Annotated in this window: 21 protein-coding genes; 6 read left to right on the top strand and 15 right to left on the bottom strand. The window is 55.6% G+C overall.

Annotation, left to right across the window (positions count from 1 at the left end):
- Positions 1 to 5: 5 nt before the first annotated feature.
- Positions 6 to 1,196, top strand: a complete 1,191-nt coding sequence (locus N037_RS20315) for a cytochrome c biogenesis protein/redoxin (RefSeq protein ID WP_032643032.1) — start codon at positions 6 to 8, stop codon at positions 1,194 to 1,196.
- A 5-nt stretch (positions 1,197 to 1,201) separates the two neighbouring features.
- Here the strand turns inward: N037_RS20315 and tam are convergent, their stop codons facing one another.
- Together tam and N037_RS20325 are read right to left on the bottom strand one after the other, a co-directional pair.
- Entirely contained in the window at positions 1,202 to 1,960 is a 759-nt protein-coding gene (gene tam, locus N037_RS20320) for a trans-aconitate 2-methyltransferase (protein WP_032643034.1), read from the bottom strand.
- Between the two features lie 83 nt (positions 1,961 to 2,043).
- Positions 2,044 to 2,628, bottom strand: a complete 585-nt coding sequence (locus N037_RS20325) for a GDP-mannose pyrophosphatase (protein WP_032643037.1) — start codon at positions 2,626 to 2,628, stop codon at positions 2,044 to 2,046.
- 86 nt (positions 2,629 to 2,714) lie between these two features.
- Between N037_RS20325 and N037_RS20330 the strand changes: the two genes are divergently transcribed.
- Positions 2,715 to 3,476: a DeoR/GlpR family DNA-binding transcription regulator gene (locus N037_RS20330; protein WP_023335732.1), complete on the top strand. Its 762-nt coding sequence runs from the start codon at positions 2,715 to 2,717 to the stop codon at positions 3,474 to 3,476.
- A gap of 48 nt (positions 3,477 to 3,524) precedes the next feature.
- Here the strand turns inward: N037_RS20330 and N037_RS20335 are convergent, their stop codons facing one another.
- From N037_RS20335 to N037_RS20350, 4 genes are all read right to left on the bottom strand, one after another.
- Positions 3,525 to 3,887 carry a DUF4406 domain-containing protein gene (locus N037_RS20335; protein ID WP_032643039.1) on the bottom strand — a complete coding sequence of 121 codons (363 nt, stop codon included), beginning with the start codon at positions 3,885 to 3,887 and terminating at the stop codon, positions 3,525 to 3,527.
- 149 nt (positions 3,888 to 4,036) lie between these two features.
- A complete protein-coding gene (locus N037_RS20340) occupies positions 4,037 to 4,408 on the bottom strand; it encodes a VOC family protein (protein ID WP_032643041.1) in 372 nt (123 codons plus the stop codon).
- 142 nt (positions 4,409 to 4,550) lie between these two features.
- The gene (locus N037_RS20345; RefSeq protein WP_032643042.1) at positions 4,551 to 5,012 is read right to left on the bottom strand and encodes a PACE efflux transporter; all 462 of its coding nucleotides are present in this window, start codon (positions 5,010 to 5,012) and stop codon (positions 4,551 to 4,553) included.
- Positions 5,013 to 5,092: 80 nt separating this feature from the next.
- Positions 5,093 to 6,055 carry an NAD-dependent epimerase/dehydratase family protein gene (locus N037_RS20350; RefSeq protein WP_032643044.1) on the bottom strand — a complete coding sequence of 321 codons (963 nt, stop codon included), beginning with the start codon at positions 6,053 to 6,055 and terminating at the stop codon, positions 5,093 to 5,095.
- Positions 6,056 to 6,149: 94 nt separating this feature from the next.
- On the opposite strand from N037_RS20350, the gene N037_RS20355 reads away from it, so the two are divergent.
- Entirely contained in the window at positions 6,150 to 7,058 is a 909-nt protein-coding gene (locus N037_RS20355; protein WP_032643046.1) for a LysR family transcriptional regulator, read from the top strand.
- A 259-nt stretch (positions 7,059 to 7,317) separates the two neighbouring features.
- Here the strand turns inward: N037_RS20355 and yjjJ are convergent, their stop codons facing one another.
- Genes yjjJ through N037_RS20380 form a run of 5 tightly spaced genes read right to left on the bottom strand, consistent with a single transcriptional unit; the run spans position 7,318 to position 14,871 of the window.
- Positions 7,318 to 8,622: a type II toxin-antitoxin system HipA family toxin YjjJ gene (gene yjjJ, locus N037_RS20360; protein WP_032643048.1), complete on the bottom strand. Its 1,305-nt coding sequence runs from the start codon at positions 8,620 to 8,622 to the stop codon at positions 7,318 to 7,320.
- Positions 8,623 to 8,666: 44 nt separating this feature from the next.
- The gene (gene silA, locus N037_RS20365) at positions 8,667 to 11,843 is read right to left on the bottom strand and encodes a Cu(+)/Ag(+) efflux RND transporter permease subunit SilA (RefSeq protein WP_032643050.1); all 3,177 of its coding nucleotides are present in this window, start codon (positions 11,841 to 11,843) and stop codon (positions 8,667 to 8,669) included.
- 10 nt (positions 11,844 to 11,853) lie between these two features.
- On the bottom strand, positions 11,854 to 13,104 hold the full coding sequence (locus N037_RS20370; RefSeq protein WP_032643052.1) for an efflux RND transporter periplasmic adaptor subunit: 1,251 nt from the start codon (positions 13,102 to 13,104) through the stop codon (positions 11,854 to 11,856).
- An 11-nt stretch (positions 13,105 to 13,115) separates the two neighbouring features.
- Positions 13,116 to 13,457, bottom strand: a complete 342-nt coding sequence (cusF, locus tag N037_RS20375; RefSeq protein WP_032643054.1) for a cation efflux system protein CusF — start codon at positions 13,455 to 13,457, stop codon at positions 13,116 to 13,118.
- 28 nt (positions 13,458 to 13,485) lie between these two features.
- Positions 13,486 to 14,871 carry an efflux transporter outer membrane subunit gene (locus N037_RS20380; RefSeq protein ID WP_032643055.1) on the bottom strand — a complete coding sequence of 462 codons (1,386 nt, stop codon included), beginning with the start codon at positions 14,869 to 14,871 and terminating at the stop codon, positions 13,486 to 13,488.
- A 162-nt stretch (positions 14,872 to 15,033) separates the two neighbouring features.
- Between N037_RS20380 and N037_RS20385 the strand changes: the two genes are divergently transcribed.
- Positions 15,034 to 15,717: a copper/silver response regulator transcription factor gene (locus N037_RS20385; protein WP_032643057.1), complete on the top strand. Its 684-nt coding sequence runs from the start codon at positions 15,034 to 15,036 to the stop codon at positions 15,715 to 15,717.
- A complete protein-coding gene (locus N037_RS20390) occupies positions 15,707 to 17,161 on the top strand; it encodes a Cu(+)/Ag(+) sensor histidine kinase (protein WP_032643059.1) in 1,455 nt (484 codons plus the stop codon). Before N037_RS20385 ends, N037_RS20390 begins: the two co-directional genes overlap by 11 nt.
- Positions 17,162 to 17,164: 3 nt before the next feature.
- Here the strand turns inward: N037_RS20390 and N037_RS20395 are convergent, their stop codons facing one another.
- Positions 17,165 to 18,070 (bottom strand): LysR family transcriptional regulator, encoded by a 906-nt coding sequence (locus N037_RS20395; RefSeq protein WP_032643061.1) that lies wholly within the window; start codon positions 18,068 to 18,070, stop codon positions 17,165 to 17,167.
- A gap of 117 nt (positions 18,071 to 18,187) precedes the next feature.
- Here N037_RS20395 and N037_RS20400 point away from each other — a divergent pair, with 117 nt between their 5' ends.
- The gene (locus N037_RS20400) at positions 18,188 to 19,588 is read left to right on the top strand and encodes an MFS transporter (RefSeq protein WP_032643063.1); all 1,401 of its coding nucleotides are present in this window, start codon (positions 18,188 to 18,190) and stop codon (positions 19,586 to 19,588) included.
- Positions 19,589 to 19,680: 92 nt separating this feature from the next.
- Here the strand turns inward: N037_RS20400 and N037_RS20405 are convergent, their stop codons facing one another.
- Genes N037_RS20405 through N037_RS20415 form a run of 3 tightly spaced genes read right to left on the bottom strand, consistent with a single transcriptional unit; the run spans position 19,681 to position 22,391 of the window.
- A complete protein-coding gene (locus N037_RS20405) occupies positions 19,681 to 20,676 on the bottom strand; it encodes a DUF2891 domain-containing protein (protein ID WP_032643065.1) in 996 nt (331 codons plus the stop codon).
- Positions 20,677 to 20,685: 9 nt separating this feature from the next.
- Positions 20,686 to 21,672 carry a DUF979 domain-containing protein gene (locus tag N037_RS20410; RefSeq protein ID WP_032643068.1) on the bottom strand — a complete coding sequence of 329 codons (987 nt, stop codon included), beginning with the start codon at positions 21,670 to 21,672 and terminating at the stop codon, positions 20,686 to 20,688.
- Complete coding sequence (locus N037_RS20415) at positions 21,669 to 22,391, bottom strand: DUF969 domain-containing protein (protein ID WP_021240145.1); 723 nt, start codon at positions 22,389 to 22,391, stop codon at positions 21,669 to 21,671. Before N037_RS20415 ends, N037_RS20410 begins: the two co-directional genes overlap by 4 nt.
- Positions 22,392 to 22,552 lie beyond the last annotated feature (161 nt).

Raw genomic sequence — 22,552 nt, forward strand, 5'->3', positions numbered from 1 at the left:
TGTCTATGTTCCTGGTAATCGCTTTTCTTGGCGGGATGATAAGCCTGCTCAGCCCATGTACGCTCCCGGTTATCCCGCTCCTGTTCGCCGGTTTTCAGGGACAGCGACGCCATATTCTGGCTATGCTCGCGGGGATGATCGTGATGTTCACCCTGGTCGCGATGATCGTCACCGTCGCCAGCGAGTGGATAGCAGAGGCAACCATCGTCGGGCGCTGGATCGCCCTCGTTATTCTGGCCGCGGCCGCGCTGGCCTTAATTTTTCCGTCGTTCGCCCAGCGTATTGCGGGTCCTGCCGTCAGCGCGGGAAACGTCCTTAACGCCCGAAGCGGGAAAACGCGCGGTATGGCATCGGCTTTTCTGGCCGGGCTGGCGGTCGGGCTGCTCTGGTCCCCCTGCGCCGGGCCCATACTGGGCGCCATTTTCAGCATTAATATCGCCGGCCACTCGGCCATTGCGACGGGCGCGCTGCTGGCGGCCTATGGCAGCGGATGCGCGCTGATGTTGAGCCTGCTCGTTTCAGGAGGCCGCACGCTGATGGCGCCGCTAAGAGCAAAATCGGCGCTGATGGAAAAGCTGCGGCAGGGGGCAGGCGTGACGATGCTGGCGGCGGTCGTATTTAACGCGACAGGGCTGACTTCGCTTCTTAAAGGGGCAAACGGCGTTGCGGACCGTCTGGAGACAACGCTCCTGACGCTGGCGAAACCCACAGCCGCGCAGGTGAAGCTCCAGCCGGTCGTGATGGCAGAGCCCAGCAGCCAGCTGCCTTCGTTAAGCGGCGGGACAGGGTGGATTAACGGTGACCCTGTCACGTCTGAATCATTGCGAGGGAAGGTGGTGTTGATTGATTTCTGGACGTGGGATTGCATCAACTGCCAGCATACGCTTCCCCATGTGCGCGACTGGGCCACAAAGTATCAGTCGCAGGGTCTGGTCGTGATAGGGGTTCACACGCCGGAATATCCCTGGGAAAAGCCGCTCGCCTCGGTGAAAAATGCGGTAAATAAATGGCAGCTGCCGTACCGGGTGGTGACGGATAATAACTATCAAATCTGGAACGCCTTCGGGAACCAGTACTGGCCAGCGCATTACTACTTCGATGCCAAAGGCCAGTTGCGCTATACCGCCTTTGGCGAAGGCGATTATGCGCAGCAGGAAAAGGTCATCCAGCAATTGCTGAAAGAAGCCCGGTCGTAACCCGTTCAGGGCTGACGTTTTGCCACCATAAACAGCCGCGGGAAAGCCAGCAGTATCTGCCCGTTTTCCTGGAGCGGATACTGCTCTTCCAGCAGTTCATGGTAGCGTTTCAGGAACCGTTTCTGCTCGCTCTCATTCAGTTCCTGGAGCCAAGGGCGCAAACCGGTGGCGCTTACCCAGTCAATAATGGCCTGGTGGGAACTCATTTTATGGAAATAGGTTGTCCGCCAGATATCCACGTCACAGCCGGCCTCCGACAAGATGTCGTAATAGGCATGCACGCCCGGCAGAGGTTCGCGGCCGCGATCGGGGTAGTCCTGCTCCAGCGCTACTTCACGCATCGCCACGTGAGTGGGTTCAAGCCAGTTGTCAGGCATCTGGATCGCTAATACGCCGTTAAGCGTGAGCAGGGAAACAAGGTGCGGCAGGAGATCGTAATGGTCCGGGACCCACTGTAGCGATGCGTTAGCGTAAATCAGGCTCAGCGGCTGGCCAGGCTTGTACTTGCGAATATCAGCCTCAACAAAACGGCAGTCGGGTAACGCGCTGCGTGCTTCCTCGAGCATTGCAGGTGAGTTATCCACCCCGCTGATGTGTGCCGATGGCCAGCGATGCTTCAACAACGCGGTGCTGTTTCCTGGCCCACAGCCTAAATCAGCGATGGTGGAGACCTCATCCAGCGGAATTCTGGCGAGCAGTTCAGCGGCAGGACGCGTTCTTTCCGCGCCGTATTGCAGGTAAAGAGAAGGGTTCCAGTCGGCCATCTTCGGTTCTCCGTTTTGCAGGCTTCTGCAAGAATAGCACAGCCAGACACCTGCACGGCGGCAGGTGTTCCAGGAGTGGCAGGCTAGAGAATGCCTTTCAGCGCAACATGATAAAGCATCATGATGGTCTTCCCGTCGACAATCTTGCCCGTTTCAATGCCGCATAATGCCTCTTCAAGCGTCATTTCCAGCACGTCGATATCTTCTCCTTCCGCCTTGATCCCGCCGCCTGCGCCGGTTCTGTCTTTCGGCTGGTACTCGGCAAGATAAAAATAGAGCTTTTCCGTGACGGAGCCCGGGCTCATATAGGCTTCAAAGATTTTCTGCACGCGTGAAACGTGGAATCCGGTCTCTTCTTCCGCCTCTGCTTTTATGCGGCTTTCGGGATCCATATTGTCCAACAATCCCGCAGCGGCTTCGATTAAATCGCCCTCATGGCCGTTGATAAAGACGGGGAAGCGGAACTGGCGCGTCAGGATCACCGTCTTTTTATCACGGTTGTAGAGAAGAATCGTCGCGCCGTTCCCACGGTCGTAGACTTCCCGATGCTGTCGTTGCCACTCGCTATCACGTCGCTGCAGGTCGAAGGTGTATTTTTTAAGGACGTACCAGTTATCTGAGAGCGTTTCACTGTTAATGATGCGTACATCTGCACGTTTTGATTGCACGTTTATTCCTCCTTACGTAGAGTAATTATCATAAACAGCATTTTCGTGCACTTTCAAGATAAAGTATGCAACATCAGGAATTCATGATGCTCACCAGTCAGCGAAAACAATTGATCCTCGAAAAGCTCGGCGCCGAAGGTCAGGTCCAGTCAAAAGCGCTCAGCATGTTCTTTGACGTCTCTGAAGACACCATCAGGCGTGATTTACGCGAGCTGGCGGCAGAAGGGCGCTTGCAGCGCGTTCACGGCGGCGCGCTTCCGGCATCATCCGCGATTGCTCCCTTTGCTGAACGGCAATCCGTGAAAATGGATGCGAAAAAACGGGTTGCCCGCAAAGGCGCACAGCTGATTTCATCGGGCCAGGTGGTGATTGTCGACGGTGGCACGACGACCTCGGCGCTGATTACGTTTTTACCGGCGGACTTGCGCATCACAGTGGTTACGCACAGCCCGAGCATTGCCCTGGGGCTAGTCGATCATCCGTCTATTGAGGTGATTCTGATCGGCGGTCGCTTATATAAGCACTCTATCGTTGCGGTCGGCGCTGCGGCCATCGAAGGTATCGAAAATATTCATGCAGATCTGTTCTTTATGGGCGTGACCGGTATTCACCCCGACGCGGGGCTAACCACCGGAGATTTCGAAGAGGCGTGCATCAAACGTGCATTTTCCGGCAGAGCCGCGGAGACGGTGGTCCTGGCTTCTCCGGAAAAGATCAACACAGCGTCTTCGTTTGTGATTGGCGATGTGTCATCGGTGAACACCATCGTCGTGGAAGACAATACCGATAAGGCGTGGATCCGCGCGATATCGGAAAAGGGGGTATCCATCGTGTTGACCTCAGAGTGAGGCTCTCTGATAGCCAGCCTGTGACCACAGGCTGGCTGGCGATCTGCCTTAAGCCTCAGGAATACTCTCAAGCGCGGTATAAACCCTCAGGCCATATTTGTGGGCGACTTCAATGTCCATATCGGCACCTTTAGACGCACCGGGAATACGATAAATCGCATCACATTTAGCGATGAGCCGGTGAGCAACGGGGTACAGCATCGCTTCACTGATTTCATCATCAACCGCTTTCGAACCTGCGGCCTTTGCCAACGGTAAAGCCAGCCATTCGCCAATGACCGGGACGTGACCCCGCTGGTAAACGGCTAATGCTGCGCTTTCGAGACGCGCCAGATTCTCATCAATACGTGCCTGAACGCCCTCGGTTCCGCTGCGATAGGGTCCAGCAATTAAAATTAGCTGTTGTGTCATAGGTACCTCTGTCAGTGTTGTTGCATGAAATTGCACGTTTACTACCGATACCATACGAGATTATGGCCCTGTTATGAAATGATTTCGTGCATTATCGTGCAAAAAGATGCATGACAAATCGTTTACCCGTTTCTGACAGAAGGCCTCAGCTACTGACTGTCCGGCGCATGGCATACCGCCTCGATATTATGGCCATCAGGCGAGATGACAAACGCGGCATAGTAATTTTCACTGTACGGGCGTAACCCCGGTGCGCCGTTATCACGTCCGCCGGCGCGCAGGGCGGCATGGTAAAACGCATTGACCTGCTGGCGCGTGTTGGCTACAAACGCCAGATGCAGAGGAGCAGGTTTATCATTTGTCTGAAAAAGACAGAGCGAAACGTCGCCTGAACTCATTTCGACACCGTAGTCTGGCGTGCCTTCATCGATGAGTTCTACGCCAAGTGGTTTAAGCGCATGGAGAAAGAAGGTTTTACTTTTTTCATAATCACTAACGCCGAATTTTACATGATCGAACATGGTTCCTTCCTTTACGAGATGGAGAAATAACGAGTATAGAAGGAGAGTGGGGCGAACATGATAAAGAACGCGTCAATGTGAAAGGCATCAATTTATGCAGTCTTTTCCGATGCCGAAACGAACAAATGGCATATTTAAAACGTCAGGGTTTGAACTGGCGAAACATAGCAACCCGTTTCCGTCCAACAAATATCCACCGCAGGTAGTCGTATAGCCAGTTAAACAGCATTGTGTATGGCAGGAAAAACAGCACCAGACCAATCTCAACGAAAAATGCCTCAGCCAGTGTTAGATTCAGCATAACCATCGCGACGGGAATCAAGGTGATGATCAGTCCTGTTTCAAAACCCACCGCATGTATTGCACGAATAAGAAAGGTTCGCTGAAAACGGTATTTTTTCTGCAGCGCGTCAAAGAGTTTATTAAATACAAAATTCCAGGCCGTCGCGGTGAGGGCGGATATCACGGACAGCGAGCCTGACTGGAGTACCGACACGTTCATCAGCCAGGCAAGCGACAGCGCAATAATAACGTTAGCTATCACTTCAAAAATGACAGCATGAAAGATTCGCTCTTTAATACTTTTATTTAATTCAATTTCCATTTGCCTGGGGATACTTTTTCAAAAGCTGAAGTATATCAGACATCGTTCAACCCTTACTAAACGCGCAGGTTAGGATTATGTTAAATACAGCGCAGGCCAGCTAATGTGGAATGCACGGCCTCAATAAGAGGGGTCTGCGGTTCATGGCCTAAAAAGGCAACCAGTTTTGAATTGTCCATTTCTATTGTCTGGTCCCAAAGATAGCGCATCTCCCGCATTTCATGCAGCGTAGCGTTAAAGGGACTCATCGCAGAGATAAGCCACCAGGGAAATGGCTTCACCTTTGCCTTAATACCGGCACGCGCCGCGACGTGCTTTATGGCTGCGGTCATTGCTGTCCCATCAGCATCCCAATGACCGCGCATATGGAAACTGGCAAACGGTTCGAGCTCATCCCGACGTGCCAGCAGTGCTGCGAGCGTTTCGGCGACATCCGGCAGATAAGCCCACTGATGGCCTGCGCCGGCTTTCCCGGGATTTTTCACGATCAGCGGTGGATGCCCCGGTTTGACTAATCCCTGTGAAAACCAGTTGTTGCCAGCATGGGGACCAAAAAAGTCGCCAGCCCGCAAAATCAGCACTTTTCCGCCACGCTGTGCATAGGCGGCGAGCGCCTGCTCCATTTGCACGCGTATGGCTCCTTTTCGGGTAATCGGATTCTGAGGGGAACCCTCGCGTAAGAGGGGAAAAGCGTCCGGTCCGTAGTTATAAATCGTGCCCGGCAGAACGATCAATGAACCGTTACGCTCCGCTGCGTTAATGGTGTTATGCAGCATGGGCATAACCAGCTGCTCCCAGTTTCGATAACCCGGCGGGTTAACGGCATGGACAATAACGCTGCATTCCGACGCCGCCGCCTCAACCTGCTCGGCATTTTGCGCATCACCGCTTCCCCATGTAATACACGTGTTGTGCTCGTCATTTTGCGGAGCACTACGCCGCAGTGCACGAACATCCCATTCGTCACGGATTAATTTACGGGCAATTTCGCCACCGATCCCGCCCGTTGCGCCCAGTATCAGTACCTTATTTGTGCTTTTCATCGTCTGACCCTCATTGGATATCTGATTGACATCTTAATGAGCGCACGTGATAAATGTAATTGCATAATATAAGCTAGCAGGTATGCATTTTTGTATGAAGCTAAATATCCCGTGGGAATGGTATCGCACCTTTTTGGCCGTGATGAAAGAAGGGTCCTTGTCTGGAGCCGCGCGCGTGCTTGCCATCACCCAGCCAACAGCCGGACGTCATATTGCAGCACTGGAATCAGCCCTCGGCCTTGTTCTATTTACACGTTCGCAGACAGGATTGCAGGCCACGGACGCAGCCGTCGAGCTGAGAGGCCATGCGCAAGCGATGGAAAATACGGCCATGATGATTGAGCGGTCGGCTGCCAGCTTCGGTTCCGGCGCAACCGGATTACGAGGCGTGGTGCGCGTTGCCGCCAGTGAAATCATCGGTACCGAGGTTCTGCCTTCAGCGATCGCGCGAATAAAGGAAGAATACCCGCAAATAACCGTTGAGCTGGTTCTGTCTAATCGCGTTCAGGATTTACTGAACCGGGAAGCGGATATTGCAGTACGCATGACCACACCGGTGCAGGAGCAACTGATTGCACGTCGGATGGGGAAGATAGAAATAGGTCTGCATGCCGCGCCAGAGTATCTGTCACGACAGGGTGTACCGGAAAGTATTGATGCGTTATTCACCCATACGCTTGTGGGTTTCGATACGATGACGCCCTTTATTTTACAAGCGCTTAAACAGTACCCACAGCTAAACCGCGATCTGTTTACCGTGCGAACCGACAGTGATATTGCACAATTAAATCTCATACGCGCCGGAGCAGGTATCGGTATGTGTCAGGTGCAGCTCGCCGATTTTTCTCCGCCGTTACAAAGGATAATGCCTGATTACTTTGCATTTCATCTCGACACCTGGCTGGTGATGCATGAGGATTTACGCAACAGCCAGGCCTGCAAAACGGTATTTGATTTTCTGGCTGAGGATCTGGAGAGTTATATCAACAGGACAAAACGGTGAGGTGGTCAGCGAAGACGTTTTCAAAAGCTTTCAGCATGCAGGCCCAGTGTGTCCAAAAACCTTAGATTTCGCCTTACTTCATATTGGTGCGCATAATGTATATTATGTTAAATGCAATATAGCCGTAACCCCAACTCCAATACCTTCCGTGACATCTCGCCTTTATCCATTAAAAGCTCCCTCTTCCTTCGCCGGTCAGAAAAACGCGGGATGCACACTTGTCACACTGAGGATGCATCCCGTAAAAATCCCGCGCTCATTATCCAAGACGCGACACTTTTAATCTCGCCTCGTCCAGATGGCTGCGCAATGCTGCAAGACATGGCGCAAAATTGGCAGAAAAACGGCTGCAGCCGCTGGTCAGTGCATAAAATCGCTCAGCCAGTTCCAGTGCTTCATGCCACGTCTCTCCCGCAATCCCGTCAATAAGCGTGGCCGGACGAAGCGTATTCACCAGCGCGCCTCCTGACTTAGGGGCAAATCCCATCGGCAGCATGTCATAAGCTGGCGCAAGATCATAAGGCCGACCATGGGAACTGATAAACGACAGATTACCATGATGCATGTCGGTATTACCGATCAGCATCCCAAACGCCCAAAGCCTTGCCGTACTGGCGACCGCATCCTGATGAACACAGCCCTGCTTTGCCAGCTCGTTCACCAGTACCGGCCAGGTTTCTCTTGCCCGACCGACAAACTCCGCCTCAAGTGCACGTAAAGAAAAAAGCCCCTTACGACCAAGCGGTCCCGTGCGGTCGAACCGTGGGATTTCGAGGAAGCGCTGTCCGCCAAAATCGAACACCTCTGTCTCAACGCCAAGGACCTTTAACGCCAGATGCTCCGCCAGTAACAGGTCTCGCCAGCGTTCACTTACAGGGTTATCGTCCGGTGCCGTGAATTTCACAATGACGTGGCCACGTTCTGTGTAAGTACAGAATTTCGGCTGCTCACCGCCTGCGGAGGAACCCGGTACATCGCCGGCGCTAACGGCCAGTGCCAGTGAGGGGTATGCCGTTGCCCGATCCACTGCAACAGGCAACGGCATCTCTACAAAATGATTCCGCGCCTGCTCGCCAATGACCAGGTTCCCCACTGCATCATGTCCATGCGCCAGCAGAGCCCTGATAACATCAGTGTCGCTCCAGTTCTCTGGATTTGCCGGCAGGCCAAGTTCGGATGAAAATCGGGAGGCATACGCGCGGCCAAGATAACCCTGAGGCCGCATGTCAAACAGCCACCACGGCAACCCATCGCTATGGAGACATATATTGTCCGTTTGCTCCATAACAAATCCGTCTGGATAAACCGGAACGAGTTTACCCAGCGGTTTAACCTGCCCCTCTTCCGTTATACGGTAGATGGGGGCCGAACTGAATCCACGATGTGCATCGCGCAGAACATAGTGAATAGATGGACCGGACCCAACGCGAACAACTTCATCGCCAAGCGCTTTAATCGATCGCGAAACGGTAGGCTGACTAATCCCCATAATATCAGTAAGTTGCCTTACAGATACAGGGCCTTTCCTCAGTAATTGTCGTAGCGTTTCGGATCGATTTATCATGGTATTGAATCGCTTTGTGAATAGGTTATTGAATAGCTAATTTATCAGCTATTTTCTCCCCTGTCATCTTCACCTATGGCTGTCTTTGTTTTATACCTGCGCAACCAAATTAACTTATACGCCGCTGGAATAATAAACAGCGATAGCAGCGGAGCCGTGATCATCCCGCCAATCATCGGTGCCGCTATCCGGCTCATAACTTCTGACCCGGCACCGGTCCCCCAAAGAATGGGCAGCAGACCGGCAATAATCACCGCGACGGTCATCGCCTTTGGCCGCACGCGCAGCACGGCACCATGATAAAGCGCGTCATCAAGCCCCTGTTCGGTGAACGTTTCCCGATGGGATAACGCAGGTTGCGCTTCAATGGCATGACGCAAATACATCAGCATCACCACGCCAAATTCTGCCGCTACCCCGGCCAGGGCGATAAAACCGGTGCCGGTTGCCACAGACATATGGAAGCCCTGCCAGTACAGGAACCATATTCCCCCGACCAGGGCGAACGGCAGACTCATCAGGATCAGCAATGCTTCATCCACGCGTCGGAACGCCAGATACAGCAGAATGAAGATGATCATCACCGTCATCGGCACCATCAGCTTCAGCTTCTTGTTAGCGTGCTCAAGCAGCTCAAACTGCCCGGAGAATGAGACGCTGGTGCCCGGTCTCAGCTTTACGTTCTGACTAATGGCCGTCTTAATGTCGTTCACCACCGACACCATATCCCTGCCGCGGGCATCGATATAAATCCAGCTCGCAGGCCGGGCATTCTCCGTTTTCAGCATCGTGGGGCCGGAAACCACGTTGATATCCGCAACATCGCCCAGCGTGATCTGCTGTTTCATCGGCGTCAGGATCGGCATCTGCTTCAGCGCGTTCGGGCTGTTCCGGTAGTCATGAGGATAGCGAATATTGATCGGGTACCGGGCGACGCCTTCCACCGTTTCTCCCACCGTCGCCCCGCCGATGGCCGAGGAGACAAAGAGCTGCACATCGCCCACCGTCATCCCGTAGCGGGAGGCCTTCTCCCGGTTGATGTTGACATCAATGTAGCGCCCGCCCTCCAGACGTTCAGCCAGGGCCGACACCACGCCTGGCACCGTTTTGGCAACCGCCTCGATGCTTTGCGCCGTGGCGTCGATATCAGACAAAACGGTACCGGACACCTTGATACCAATCGGGCTTTTGATCCCGGTTGAGAGCATATCAATGCGGTTACGAATGGGCGGAACCCATAGGTTAGCCAGGCCGGGCAAACGAACGGTCTTGTCGAGCTCGTCAATAATCTTGTCAATCGTCATGCCGGGCCGCCACTGATCCTCCGGTTTAAGCTGGATAGTGGTTTCCACCATTTCGAGCGGCGCGGAATCCGTAGCCGTTTCGGCCTTACCCGTCTTGCCGAAAACTGAGGCCACCTCAGGCACGGTTTTGATGAGTTTGTCCGTGGTCTGTAACAGTGCGGCCGCTTCTGCCGGAGAAACGCCCGGCAATGTTGACGGCATATACAGCAGATCGCCTTCGTTGATCTTTGGCAGGAACTCGCCGCCCACCTGGCTCAGGGGCCAGATCACCGTGAAGATGGATAAGGCCGCAACCAGCAGGGTTGTTTTTGGCCAGTGGAGCACCCTAATCAGAAGCGGGTGGTAGGCTTTAATCAGCAACCTGTTCAACGGGTTACTGGTCTCGGCAGGGATTTTACCCCGGATCCAGAATCCCATCAGGATGGGGATAACGATGATAGCCAGCGCGGCCGCGCCCGCCATGGCGTACGTTTTCGTGAAGGCCAGCGGACCAAACAGCCGCCCTTCCTGACCCTCAAGGGTAAAGATGGGGATAAACGATAAAGTAATGATTAACAGGCTGATAAACAGCGCGGGGCCCACCTCGACAGAGACGTTGGTGATCGCTTTCCAGCGCGTAGCGTTGTCAATCTGCTCTCCCGGATGCTGGCGATCCCACTCTTCCAGCCGTTTGTGCGCGTTTTCAATCATCACGATGGCGGCATCCACCATCGCGCCGACGGCAATGGCAATGCCTCCCAGCGACATGATATTGGCGTTCAGCCCCTGGAAATGCATGACGATAAAGGCAATACACAGGCCAAGCGGCAGAGAGACAATCGCCACCAGCGCAGAGCGAACGTGCCACAGGAACAGGGCGCAGACGATGGCCACCACGATAAACTCTTCGAGCAGCTTGGAACTCAGGTTGTCGATTGCCCGATCGATGAGCTGGCTGCGATCGTAGGTAGTCACTATCTCAACGCCTTCCGGCAGGCTGGCCTTCAGCGTCTCCAGTTTCTCTTTCACCGCCGTAATGACTTCACGCGCATTTTTGCCCGAACGCAGGATCACCACGCCACCTGCAACTTCCCCCTGCCCGTTCAGCTCGGCAATCCCGCGCCGCATTTCCGGCCCCGTTTGTACGCGGGCAACATCGCGCAGGTAAATCGGTATCCCGTTCTCGCCGGTTTTCAGGGCGATGTTATTGAAATCATCCATTGTCTGCAGATAGCCGCTGGCCCGGACCATATACTCCGCTTCCGCCATTTCAACTGACGATCCTCCTGCCTCCTGGTTAGACGACTGAAGGGCCTGCTTTACCTCGGGCAGACTAATGCCGTACTGAGCCAGTTTTAACGGATTGACCTGGATCTGGTACTGCTTCACCACGCCGCCGACGGAGGCCACTTCGGCCACGTTCGGGATCGTTTTCAGCTCAAATTTCAGGAACCAGTCCTGCAACGAGCGCAATTCGGCGAGATCGTGTTTTCCGCTGCGATCCACCAGCGCATACTCAAATATCCAGCCCACGCCCGTGGCATCAGGACCGATTTCGGAACTGACACCGGCAGGGAGTTTGCCCTGAACCTGGTTCAGATACTCCAGCACGCGCGAACGGGCCCAGTATAAATCGGTGCCGTCTTCAAAAATGACATACACGTACGAATCACCAAACTGCGAAAAACCGCGCACGCTCTTTGCGCCGGGAACCGACAGCATGGTGGTGGTGAGTGGATAGGTCACCTGGTTTTCAACAATCTGCGGGGCCTGGCCGGGATAGCTGGTTTTGATAATCACCTGAACGTCAGAGAGATCGGGCAAGGCATCGACCGGGGTGTTGATAATGGTCCATGTCCCCCAGACGCTGAGGAACAGCGCCCCCATCATGACCAGGAAACGGTTGGCGACCGACCGCCGGATAATCCATTCAATCATCATCGTCTCCTTAATGGCCAGAATGCGCGTCGTCAGCAGCTTCAGCGTGGCGCATGCGCTCCAGCGCGCCGGTAATATTGGCCTCCGAGTCAATCAGGAACAGACCGCTGACCACTACCGACTCCCCCTCTTCCAGTCCGCTACCAATGCCGGACTGCTGCTGAGATTCATGCAGAACATGGATCCTTTTCGGCACAAAATTCCCTTCCGCATCGACGGTAATCACACGCTGTTCTTTGCCGGTATCAATAACGGCCTGGGAGGGGATCAGCAGCATTTCCTGACTTTGGGTATTCAGCTTCAGGTACGCATTCATGCCCGGTTTCAGCAGCTCATCCCTGTTAGCGACCTGCAGGCGCACCTGCAGCGTGCGGGTGGTTTGATCCACGCTCGGCAGAAGACTCCATTTTTCAACCGGGAAGGATTTATCCGGATAAGCCGGTATCGAAACGGCAAACTGCGAGGTGTCTTTAAGCAGATAAGCAATGGACTCAGGCACTGCCGCGCCGATCCAAACCGGATCCATCCCCTGAATTTGCGCCACCACCTTATCTTTGGAAATATTCATGCCGGTACGCAGGTCAAAGGCGGTGATCACCCCGTCGATTGGCGCCCTGATGGTAAACCGGGTCTGGATAGTGCGGGTCGCACGCAGCCGCTGGATATCCTCATCCGGCATACCGGCCAGGCGCAGCCGCTCCAGGACCCCTTTTATCTGCGTGGGCGTACCGCCGGTGCCGGAGAGTAGCAGGAATTCGCTCTGCGCTTCGACCCAGTCCGGGATCGTGATATCAACCAGCGGCGTGCCTTTCTTCACCTTATCGCCGATTGTCAGCGGGTACACTTTCTCTACGAAGCCTTCCGCGCGCGCCTGCACAATCACAAACTGATAGTCGTTATAGCTGACGTTTGCCGGGATCGTCTGGGCATAATTCAGCGTTCCGCGCGTCACCTTTTGCGTTTTTAATCCCAGGTTCTGGACCTGCGTCGGGTCAATACGGATACCGGCACTGCGTTTATTGTCGTTTTCATCCGCATATTTCGCTACCAGATCCATATCCATAAACGGCGATTTACCGGGCTTATCGAATTTAACGTCTGGCTTCATCGGGTCATACCAGAAAAGCACCTTTCTTTCCGGGGCGCTATTTTCCGTTTTTTCAGATGAATGAATCGCCTGCCATGCCGTCACCGATATCAGCCCTCCCGCAATTAGGCTGCTGACTATCATGGCAGCATATTTTATTTTTAATGAGGCCATGCCGTGTCTCGCTATTTAATGCTCTTCAGTAAAGAGATATTGCCCTGCTGAACAAACGTAAAATCAACGTGACTGCCGACTTTTAAGGCCGTGATGCTCTCGTCAGCCTGAATAAAGGTGAAACGCATGGTCATCGCGGGCCAGCCAATCACCGGGATGGCTTCATGAGAGATCGTGACTTTTTTATTTGTGAGATCAATGTCCTTCACGATACCGGTCCCGGTGATGAGCTGCTCTGAGGTCCCTTCGCTGGCAGAACTCATCCCCTCGTGCTGATGGACCTCGGCCTGGACGCCAGCAGAAAACACAATGGAGAACGTACCGAATACAAGGGCCTTAAGTGAATTGCGCATGTTTATTTTCCTGTTTAATTAAATAAGGTTATTCGACCCAACCGCCGCCGAGCGCGGTGAAAAGATTAATTTCATTAACCTGACGGGCATAAATAAGGTCGAGAATGTTTTGCTGCGTAGAAAACAACGAACGTTCCGCGTCTAATACTTCGATATAGCTAACTGCACCGCTGGAATATAACCCTCTGGCGCGCTGCAGGGTGATGCGTAGCGAATCAAGATACCGATGCTGTGCGGACAGCTGCTGGCTGAGGCTGCCCCGCAGCGCAAGCGCGTCGGCAACCTGTTTGAAGGCGGACTGAATTTTTTGTTCGTAATTCACAACCGACTGCTGCTGGCGAATTTCGGCCAGCTTCAGGTTGGCCTTATTTCTGCCCGCATTAAAAATGGGAATGTCGATTTTAGGAATAAAATTCCACATCCCGCTCCCTGACGTGAACAGGCTTGACAACTCCGTGCTGCTGGTTGAGAGCCCGCTGGTAAGTGATATGGACGGGAAAAAGGCAGCGCGCGCCGCACCGATATTCGCATCGGCCGCTTTAAGCTGATACTCCGCCTCCATAATATCCGGGCGCTGCAGCAGTATCGCTGAAGAAAGGTGTGGAGGCAGCGTTACCGGCGCAACGTCGCTGGCATTCATGCCGCCGTCACCCGGCAGTGCGCGATACGTGCCGAGGACCAGCTGCAGGGCATTATTGGCCTGCGCCAGATCCCCCTCTCTTTTAGCAATATCTGCTCGCGTACTTTCGATCTGTCCCCGCGCCTGTTCCAGCGCCAGGACGTTCGTACTGCCCGTCACCAGCTGCTGCTCAACGAACGCATAAGACTGCTGGTAATTTGTCAGCGTATCCCGCGCAATGCGCAGCTGTTTATACGCCAGCTGCTGGTTGAAATAGCTCTGCGACACGTTAGAGACGAGCAGGATATGCACCGCGCGACGGGCCTCCTCGCTGGCGAAAAAGTTTTGTCGGTCAGCATCGCTCATGTTCTTCAGCTTGCCGAAAAAGTCGAGGTCATAGCTAAGCGCAAAACCCGCGTCGTACTGCTGCGCGGTGGGTTTGTCACTTTTCAGCCCGCCGCTGTAGGTGATACCCGAGGAGGCATTTAGCTGAGGGTAACGATCCGCATCCGTCACGTTGAACTGCGCCCGGGCTTCTTCAACCTTCAGGGCGGCCATTTTTATATCGCGGTTGTTCTCCAGAGCTTCTGTTATCAGCCCGGCAACCTGAGGATCGACAAAAAAGTGTCGCCAGCCGGTGTCCTGATACCCCGCCACCGCGGGCGTCAGGCCGTTGCGCGAAAGTGAAAACTGCTGGGGCACCGGTGCCGCCGGGCGCTGGTATTCAGGGGCCAGCGAGACGCAGCCTGCAAGAATAAATACCGTACTGATGCTAAGTCGTTTTAACGGGAACATAACGGTTCAAATGAAGTCCAGAGGAGTTTTAGGGCTACTCTACGGAACGCATCCTGTTTGACGGGTGACAGGATAATGACAATGTTGTCATTTATGGCGTAAGTCATTGTTAACGGTCGCAGGCTCACTAGAATGTCATCAGCAGCCATTCTGGGGAGCACGATGAAAATACTGATCGTCGAAGACGAAATTAAAACCGGTGAGTACCTGAGTAAGGGTCTGACTGAGGCGGGGTTTGTGGTGGACCACGCGGATAATGGCCTGAACGGCTACCATCTCGCCATGACCGCTGAATACGATCTGCTGATTCTGGATATCATGCTGCCCGATGTGAACGGCTGGGACATTGTCCGCATGCTCCGCTCTGCCGGCAAGGGGATGCCCATCCTGCTACTGACGGCACTCGGCACGATTGAGCACCGGGTTAAAGGGCTTGAGCTGGGCGCGGATGATTACCTGATTAAGCCTTTCGCCTTTGCTGAGCTGCTCGCCAGGGTAAGGACGCTGTTAAGACGCGGAAATACGGTGATTGCGCAAAGCCAGCTGCAGGTGGCTGACCTGACGGTTGACCTCGTGTCGAGAAAGGTAAGCCGGGCCGGAAGCCGTATCCTGTTAACCAGCAAAGAGTTCAGCCTGCTGGAGTTTTTCATGCGTCATCAGGGAGAGGTGCTTCCCCGCTCCCTGATTGCCTCCCAGGTGTGGGACATGAACTTTGACAGCGACACGAACGCAATTGACGTGGCCGTAAAGCGGCTTCGTGCGAAAATTGACAACGATTTTGAACCGAAGCTGATCCAGACGGTGCGCGGCGTGGGCTATATGCTGGAGGTGCCGGATGCACGTTAAGCTTCCCAGGCGCCCTTTTTCGCTTGCTCTGCGGCTGACCTTTTTTATCAGTCTCTCCACAATTCTGGCTTTTTTCGCCTTTACCTGGTTTATGCTGCATTCCGTTGAAAAACACTTTGCCGAGCAGGATATCAGCGATCTGCAGCAAATCAGCACCGCAATGCACCGCATACTGCAAGCTCCGGCCGATCCCGACCAAAAGAAAATCAGCAAGATCAAAGAGTCAATTGCCAGCTACCGCAACGTGGCCGTCCTGCTTCTGGATCCCCAGGGCAATATCCTGTTCAGCTCGGCGCAAGGAGCGGCACTGCGCCCTGCAATGAATACGGCGGACTTTAGCGAACACCGCCGCGCGCAGGATGTGTTTCTCTGGACGGTTGACGGCCCTGCTACAAACATGCACGCAGGGTCCGATATGAACATGGAAACCTACCGGATTATCGCCTCTTCCGGCACGGCGACGCTGCAGGGCAAAACCCAGGGCTACGTCATGCTGATCGGGCTCTCGATTAATTTTCATCTCCACTACCTTGAGGCGCTGAAAAAGAATCTCCTGGCGATTGCCGCGGCGATCAGCCTGCTGATTATTCTTGTCATTCGCATCGCGGTGCGTCAGGGACATTTGCCTCTGCGTAACGTCAGCAACGCCATTAAAAATATCACCTCCGAAAATCTGGATGCACGACTGGAGCCGTCGCGCGTGCCCGTTGAGCTGGAACAGCTGGTCATCTCCTTCAACCATATGATCGAAAAGATAGAAGATGTCTTTACCCGTCAGGCGAATTTTTCCGCTGATATCGCGCATGAAATCAGAACCCCCATCACCAACCTGGTGACGCAAACGGAAATCGCGCTGAGCCAGAACCGCTCGCAGAAAGAGCTGGAAGATGTTCTTTACTCCAGTCTTGAAGAGTACAACCGGATGACGCGGATGGTCAGCGATATGCTTTTCCTGGCGCAGGCGGATAATAATCAGCTGATCCCCGACCGGGTGATGTTTGATTTGAGTACGGAGGTCATGAAAGTCTTCGATTTCTTCGAAGCCTGGGCGGAAGAGCGGAATATCACGCTGAAATTCAACGGGATGCCCTGCCTGATAGAAGGCGATCCGCAGATGTTCAGAAGGGCCATCAATAATCTTTTATCCAACGCCCTGCGCTATACGCCAGCGGGCAAAACGGTGACGGTCTCCCTCAAAAAACGGGATAACGACGTTGAACTGGTGACAGAAAACCCCGGCACGCCGATCCCTCAGGAACATCTGCCGAAGCTGTTTGACCGTTTCTATCGCGTCGATCCGTCAAGGCAGCGTAAAGGCGAAGGCAGCGGGATCGGGCTTGCCATCGTGAAGTCCATCGTCACCGCGCACCACGGAAAAGTCCGCGTGGAATCGGATGCGGTGTCGACACGCTTTATCCTCACCGTGCCGGGAAAAGCGACCTGAGCGTCAGCGCACGGGCCGACACACGTCCAGTACCTTTTCCCTGAGCCATCGATGCCCCGGGTCCCGTTCCATGCGCGGATGCCACATCTGCGACACCGTAATGGTCCGGGTTTTAAACGGCAGCTCAAAAACGTGTACGCGCTCGTTCATCGGCTGATTGAGCAGGTACAGCGCCGGCACCATGGCAATCAGATCGGACGCCAGCGCCACGGATAGTGCCGTCGGAAATCCGGGCACCACGCTGGCGATCTTGCGCTTCATCCCCCGTTCCGCCAGCGCGTCATCGACAAAACCGTGTAACGATCCGTCCGGTGAGGCCACCACGTGGCCCCACGCGACATAATCGGCAAGGCTGACATCAGGCCGTAATGACAGCGGATGCCCCTTGCGCACCGCGCCAACAAACCGATCCTGAAAGAGCCGTTGCAGCCGTATTTCAGGCCCCATATTGCTCTGCACGCCGATCTCCAGGTCGACCAGCCCCTCACGCAAATAGCGCGACGTTTTTTCAGGTTTCGGCGAGAAGCGGATGCACACCTCGGGCGCAACGCTCGCCACCGCCGCAATCAGCAGTGGCCCAAACGCCACCACAAAACCGTCGTTGGCTCTGATGGTGAACAGCCGCTCGAGATTTTCCACCTTCAGCGCGTCGGTGGAGGGCTGTAGCACCGCCCTCGCCTCGTGTACGGCGCTTCTGGCGCGGTCCCGGGTGGCTTCGGCCCAGGGCGTCAGCACCATATGACGACCGGCCCGTACCAGAATAGGATCGCCGGTCACCTCCCGCAGCCTGCTCAGGGTGCGGCTCATGGCGGAGGTGCTGAGGTTCAAACGTCGCGCCGCGCCCGCCACGCTGGCTTCGGCCAGCAGAACGTCGAGCGCAACCAGAAGGTTAAAATCAGGATCGGACACGATGGCTCCTCAGATAAGGCGTTATATGCAACGATTAAGTGCAGCTGATGCGTCTTCCGCCCTGTATACCGCATGATTATAGTTTCGTCATCACTATTCTTATCCGGAGTAACGACGATGACGCTATTTTCAAACCAGCCCGGCGATGAAGGTTTACCCGGGCATGAACGCGCCCGGGTAATGGCCGCCGTTATGACTACCACGCTGATGGGCGTCTTTGACGGCACCATGATCAACATCGCGCTGCCCTCCATGGCAAGGGCGATGCAGGTTCCCGCGAACGTCGCGGTCTGGTTCGCCAACGGTTATCTGCTATCAGCGGCAATGACGTTAGCCCTCTTCGCGGCGCTGGCGGCGCGCGTGGGCTATCGCCCGGTCTTTCTGGCCGGGCTTGCCACCTTTACGCTCACCTCGCTCGGCTGCGCGCTGGCGACCACGCCAGAAATGCTGATCGGCATGCGTATTTTGCAAGGCATCGGCGGCGCGGCGACCCTGAGTATCGCCCCGGCCATCCTGCGATCCGTTTTTCCGGGTCGACTGCTTGGCCGCATTCTGGGGCTGCACGCCCTGCTTATCGCCTCCAGCACGGCGATTGCTCCCGTGCTGGGCGGAACCCTACTGGACGCGCTGAGCTGGCAGTGGCTGTTCGCCATTAACATTCTTCCGGGCAGCATCGCCCTGCTGCTGGCGTGGCGGGCCTTGCCGCGGGAATCGGCCGTTAACCGCTCAACCTTTGACGCGCCGGGCGCCGTGCTCTCCGCCGTGCTGTTAGGCTCAGCGATCATGCTGGCTGACAGTCTTCAGAGCGTGACGCAACACATTAACCAGGCGGCCACAGGCTGGGGGCTGCTCACGCTGGTCAGCGCCCTCGCCTTTATCTGGCGAATTCGGCGCGCGCAAAGTCCCATCCTGCCGCCCGTCATGTTCAAAAACGGACGCTTCACCCTCGCAGCCCTGACCTCGCTGGCCTCGTTTGTGAGCCAGGGCATCACCTTTGTTGCGCTGCCGTTCCTGTTTCAGAGCGTATATGGCTACAGCCCGGTGGTCTCCGCGCTGCTGTTCACCCCGTGGCCGATTGGCATCGTGCTGATCGCGCCGCACGCCGGGCGCTGGGCCGATACGATTTCCGCGCCGCTGATCTCGACAATCGGGCTGATGATTTTTGTCGGTGGACTGGTCCTGCTGGCGACGTTGCCGGAAAGCCCTTCCGCATGGAATATCTGCCTGCGCAGTCTGGTGTGCGGGATTGGGTTTGGCTGCTTCCAGAGCCCCAATAACCGGGAAATGCTCTCTAACGTGGCGCGGGAATATGCCAGCTACGCCTCCGGCGTGTTGTCTATCGTCAGGACGTTTGGGCAGTGTCTAGGCGCCGCCGCGGTGGGCGTGCTGCTTGCAACGACCGGATCAGACCATGACCGGGCCGTGCATCTGGCGCTGTGGATAGCCGTCATCGCCTCGACGGGATCGGTGTTGTTTAGCGTGAGCAGGCTGCGCCCTGCGGTTCGGGCATCAGCCTGATTAGCCCGGCGGCGCTACGCTTGCACGGGCCTACAAGGAAGCGTAGGCCGGGTAAGCGCAGCGCCACCCGGCAAAAAAGGCGACTCGTTCGTTTACTCCAGCGCCAGCAGCGCAAAGCTCGCCAGCCAGTGCCCGCCGCTGTAATGGCTGCCAACCACATGCTCGACGCTTGCCGTCAGGTGTTTCGCCACCGCCTCGCGCAGCGCCTGCTGCGCCGGATGGTTAGCGGGAAGCGCGCGGGCAATATGCTTCATGCACCAGGCGCGGCTGAGGTTTAACCCGTCGAGATGGGCGATTTTCGGGTCGGTACGGTCGCTCACTTCCGCCGGGTTCATCAGCGCCGCAACGGAACCTACCTCCGGGAGAAACGCGTCAAACCAGGCCGGGAAGCCCTCCGACACCTTGCTCATCAGCAGCGCTTCCGTCAGCGCCCCGGAAATGTACTCATCCCCGCCGGGTTCGTAATGCGCCGGATAGCGCGTGTCGGTGAGATAAAACCGCTCAGCCGCCGTCACAATCGCCTGCTCAAGCGCGCTATCTTCTACGGCTCGGGCGTAGTCCAGCCCCAGCGCGAGGGCAAACGCCGTGTTGTAGTGCGTCCCGACGCGGATCGGATAGGTAAGCTTGCCGAGGTAATCCACCAGCCGATTGCGAATATCCTGGGTTAACGGCTCAAGCGTCTGGTACCAGACTGCGGCCTGCGGCAGCGACGACTGCTTCAGCTCCTGGGCCAGCGCCAGCAGCCAGCCGTAGCCATACGGGCGCTCAAACGAGGCGCGGAACGGCGCGGTGAAATAGGCCAGCTCTTTCGCCACGTTCTCTTCGGTCAGGTGCTCGTCAAAAAGCGCGACGATCGCCTCGCGACACGGTAGTTCGGGATAAAGACGCACGCAGCGCAGCAGCAGCCAGTAGCCGTGAACCGCCGAATGCCAGTCGAAACAGCCGTAGAAAATCGGGTGCAGTTCGCGAGGCGGCAGCACGTCGCCATCATCATTCAGCAGATGCATGATGTGGTTCGGGTATTCCTGGCGCAAATAGGTCAAAGGCATGCGGGCAAACGCGTCAGCCTGATGTTGCGTTAATTCCATAACAGCTCCTTAGCGAAACACGAGGAAATACATGAGGAACACGTTCACCACCAGCAGGGTTAACGCGGTCGGGATCTGGATCTTGATCACCTGATATTTGTCCTTCAGCTCCAGCAGCGCGGCGGGAACGATATTGAAGTTTGCGGCCATCGGCGTCATCAGCGTGCCGCAATAGCCCGCGTACATGCCAATCGCCAGCAGCGGTGCCGGGTTGCCGTGATGCACGTTGATCAGAAACGGCAAGGCGATACCGGCGCTCAACACCGGGAAGGCCGCAAAGGCATTCCCCATGATCATGGTAAACAGCGCCATTCCCACGCAGTAAATCACCACCAGCATGAAGCGGTTATCCGGGTTAACGAACAGGCTCACCACCTTCTGCACTGAATCACCGGTATTGGCCGCCACGAACACGCCGCCGAGCATGGCCAGCATCTGCGGCAGGATCACCGCCCAGCCGATGGTATCGACAAGACGACGAGACTGACGAATGGCATGCAGCGGGGTACCTTTGGTCAGCCACCAGCCGGTGAAGATCGCCGCGACGCAGGCCACGCACAGCGCCGCCAGGGTGAGCTGTTTCTGATCGAGCAGAAACACGCCGCCAACCGAAACCCCTTTCAGGAAAAGGGTGCCAATAACCGTCACCACCGGGATCATCAGCGCGGGCAGAAACAGCCAGTTTTTTAGCCGGTTCGATGAGGCAACGCGCTCCTCCTCGGTGGACATCTTATAGTGCCCTTTCCCGACCAGGCCAAAGCCCGCCAGCAGCGCGATAGCGATAACGCCCCCGCCAATGATCCGGTACGCCAGCGATTTCCCCAGCTCCTGCACCATCAGGTCGCCGAAGAGGAAGATCCCGCCAAACAAGAACCAGAACAGCGCCGTGGTAAAACGCTTCGGATTGGCGCGATCGCGCAGGGTCATCACGACCAGCAGCATCACGACGAAGCCGATCAGGTAGTACACGCGGTTAATGGTGATGAGCGTCATCATTGCGCGGCCTCCTGCGTACCCTGCTCTGCACGCCAGGCCATCACGTCGCGACGGATGCTGGCATCCAGGCGCAGCAGGCGCGTCATATGAATAATTAATGCCGCAATGGCGGTTGGGATGGCCCACAGGCCGATATGCAGCGGTTCGATGCCCGGAATACCGTTCTCTTTCAGGAAGGCGTCGATCAGCAGCACCGCCCCAAAGGCAATAAAAATATCTTCCCCGAAGAAGACCGCGATATTGTCACACGCCGCGGCATGGGCTTTGATTTTGTCGCGGATGTGCTGCGGCAGCTCGCCGTATTCGTTCAGCGCCGCCCCTTCGGCCATCGGGGCCAGCAGCGGGCGCACCGTCTGGGCATGGCCGCCCAGCGACATCAGCCCCAGCGCGGCGGTGCCCTCACGGGCGACAAAATAGAGCATCAGAATACGCGCCGAGGTGGCGCTGGCGATCTTCGCCACCCAGGCCTGCGCGCGCTCCTTAAGCCCGTAATATTCCAGCAGACCAATCACGGGCAGGATCAGAATGAAGGTCGCCAGCGATCGGCTATTCACGAACTTCTCGCCGAAAGTCTCCAGCAGCATCCCGAAATCCATGCCGACCAGCAGACCCGTCGCCAGCCCCGCCACCACGACCACCAGCAGCGGGTTGAAGCGCAGTGCAAAACCAATAACCACGATCGGTATCCCGATCAGCGGCAACAGCGTAGTACCGTCCATAACGTTTACCCTATCCAAAGTGAGCGTTGCGCGCCGACGGCTATTTTTTTAATTTGCGGCGAGCGATGTTGTGTTTTTCGTCAGGTTTCGGAAAACCTGCGCTAAAAAGCTATATCTGAACCTCAAAAACATGTAAACAAATTATCAATAAAATGTTCTTA

The sequence above is a fragment of the Enterobacter sp. EGD-HP1 genome, assembly GCF_000733275.2.
Lineage (GTDB): Bacteria > Pseudomonadota > Gammaproteobacteria > Enterobacterales > Enterobacteriaceae > Enterobacter.

Bases quoted from the DNA above. Each gene is read 5' to 3' on its own strand.
- N037_RS20315 (WP_032643032.1), top strand. From the start codon at position 6: ATGTTCCTGGTAATCGCTTTTCTTGGCGGGATGATAAGCCTGCTCAGC.
- N037_RS20335 (WP_032643039.1), bottom strand. From the start codon at position 3,887: ATGACACAACAGCTAATTTTAATTGCTGGACCCTATCGCAGCGGAACC.
- cusF (WP_032643054.1), bottom strand. From the start codon at position 13,457: ATGCGCAATTCACTTAAGGCCCTTGTATTCGGTACGTTCTCCATTGTG.
- N037_RS20355 (WP_032643046.1), top strand. From the start codon at position 6,150: ATGAAGCTAAATATCCCGTGGGAATGGTATCGCACCTTTTTGGCCGTG.
- tam (WP_032643034.1), bottom strand. From the start codon at position 1,960: ATGGCCGACTGGAACCCTTCTCTTTACCTGCAATACGGCGCGGAAAGA.
- N037_RS20400 (WP_032643063.1), top strand. From the start codon at position 18,188: ATGACGCTATTTTCAAACCAGCCCGGCGATGAAGGTTTACCCGGGCAT.
- N037_RS20410 (WP_032643068.1), bottom strand. From the start codon at position 21,672: ATGATGACGCTCATCACCATTAACCGCGTGTACTACCTGATCGGCTTC.
- N037_RS20340 (WP_032643041.1), bottom strand. From the start codon at position 4,408: ATGTTCGATCATGTAAAATTCGGCGTTAGTGATTATGAAAAAAGTAAA.
- N037_RS20390 (WP_032643059.1), top strand. From the start codon at position 15,707: ATGCACGTTAAGCTTCCCAGGCGCCCTTTTTCGCTTGCTCTGCGGCTG.
- N037_RS20415 (WP_021240145.1), bottom strand. From the start codon at position 22,391: ATGGACGGTACTACGCTGTTGCCGCTGATCGGGATACCGATCGTGGTT.
- N037_RS20345 (WP_032643042.1), bottom strand. From the start codon at position 5,012: ATGGAAATTGAATTAAATAAAAGTATTAAAGAGCGAATCTTTCATGCT.
- N037_RS20385 (WP_032643057.1), top strand. From the start codon at position 15,034: ATGAAAATACTGATCGTCGAAGACGAAATTAAAACCGGTGAGTACCTG.
- silA (WP_032643050.1), bottom strand. From the start codon at position 11,843: ATGATTGAATGGATTATCCGGCGGTCGGTCGCCAACCGTTTCCTGGTC.
- N037_RS20380 (WP_032643055.1), bottom strand. From the start codon at position 14,871: ATGTTCCCGTTAAAACGACTTAGCATCAGTACGGTATTTATTCTTGCA.
- N037_RS20370 (WP_032643052.1), bottom strand. From the start codon at position 13,104: ATGGCCTCATTAAAAATAAAATATGCTGCCATGATAGTCAGCAGCCTA.
- N037_RS20330 (WP_023335732.1), top strand. From the start codon at position 2,715: ATGCTCACCAGTCAGCGAAAACAATTGATCCTCGAAAAGCTCGGCGCC.
- N037_RS20405 (WP_032643065.1), bottom strand. From the start codon at position 20,676: ATGGAATTAACGCAACATCAGGCTGACGCGTTTGCCCGCATGCCTTTG.
- N037_RS20350 (WP_032643044.1), bottom strand. From the start codon at position 6,055: ATGAAAAGCACAAATAAGGTACTGATACTGGGCGCAACGGGCGGGATC.
- yjjJ (WP_032643048.1), bottom strand. From the start codon at position 8,622: ATGATAAATCGATCCGAAACGCTACGACAATTACTGAGGAAAGGCCCT.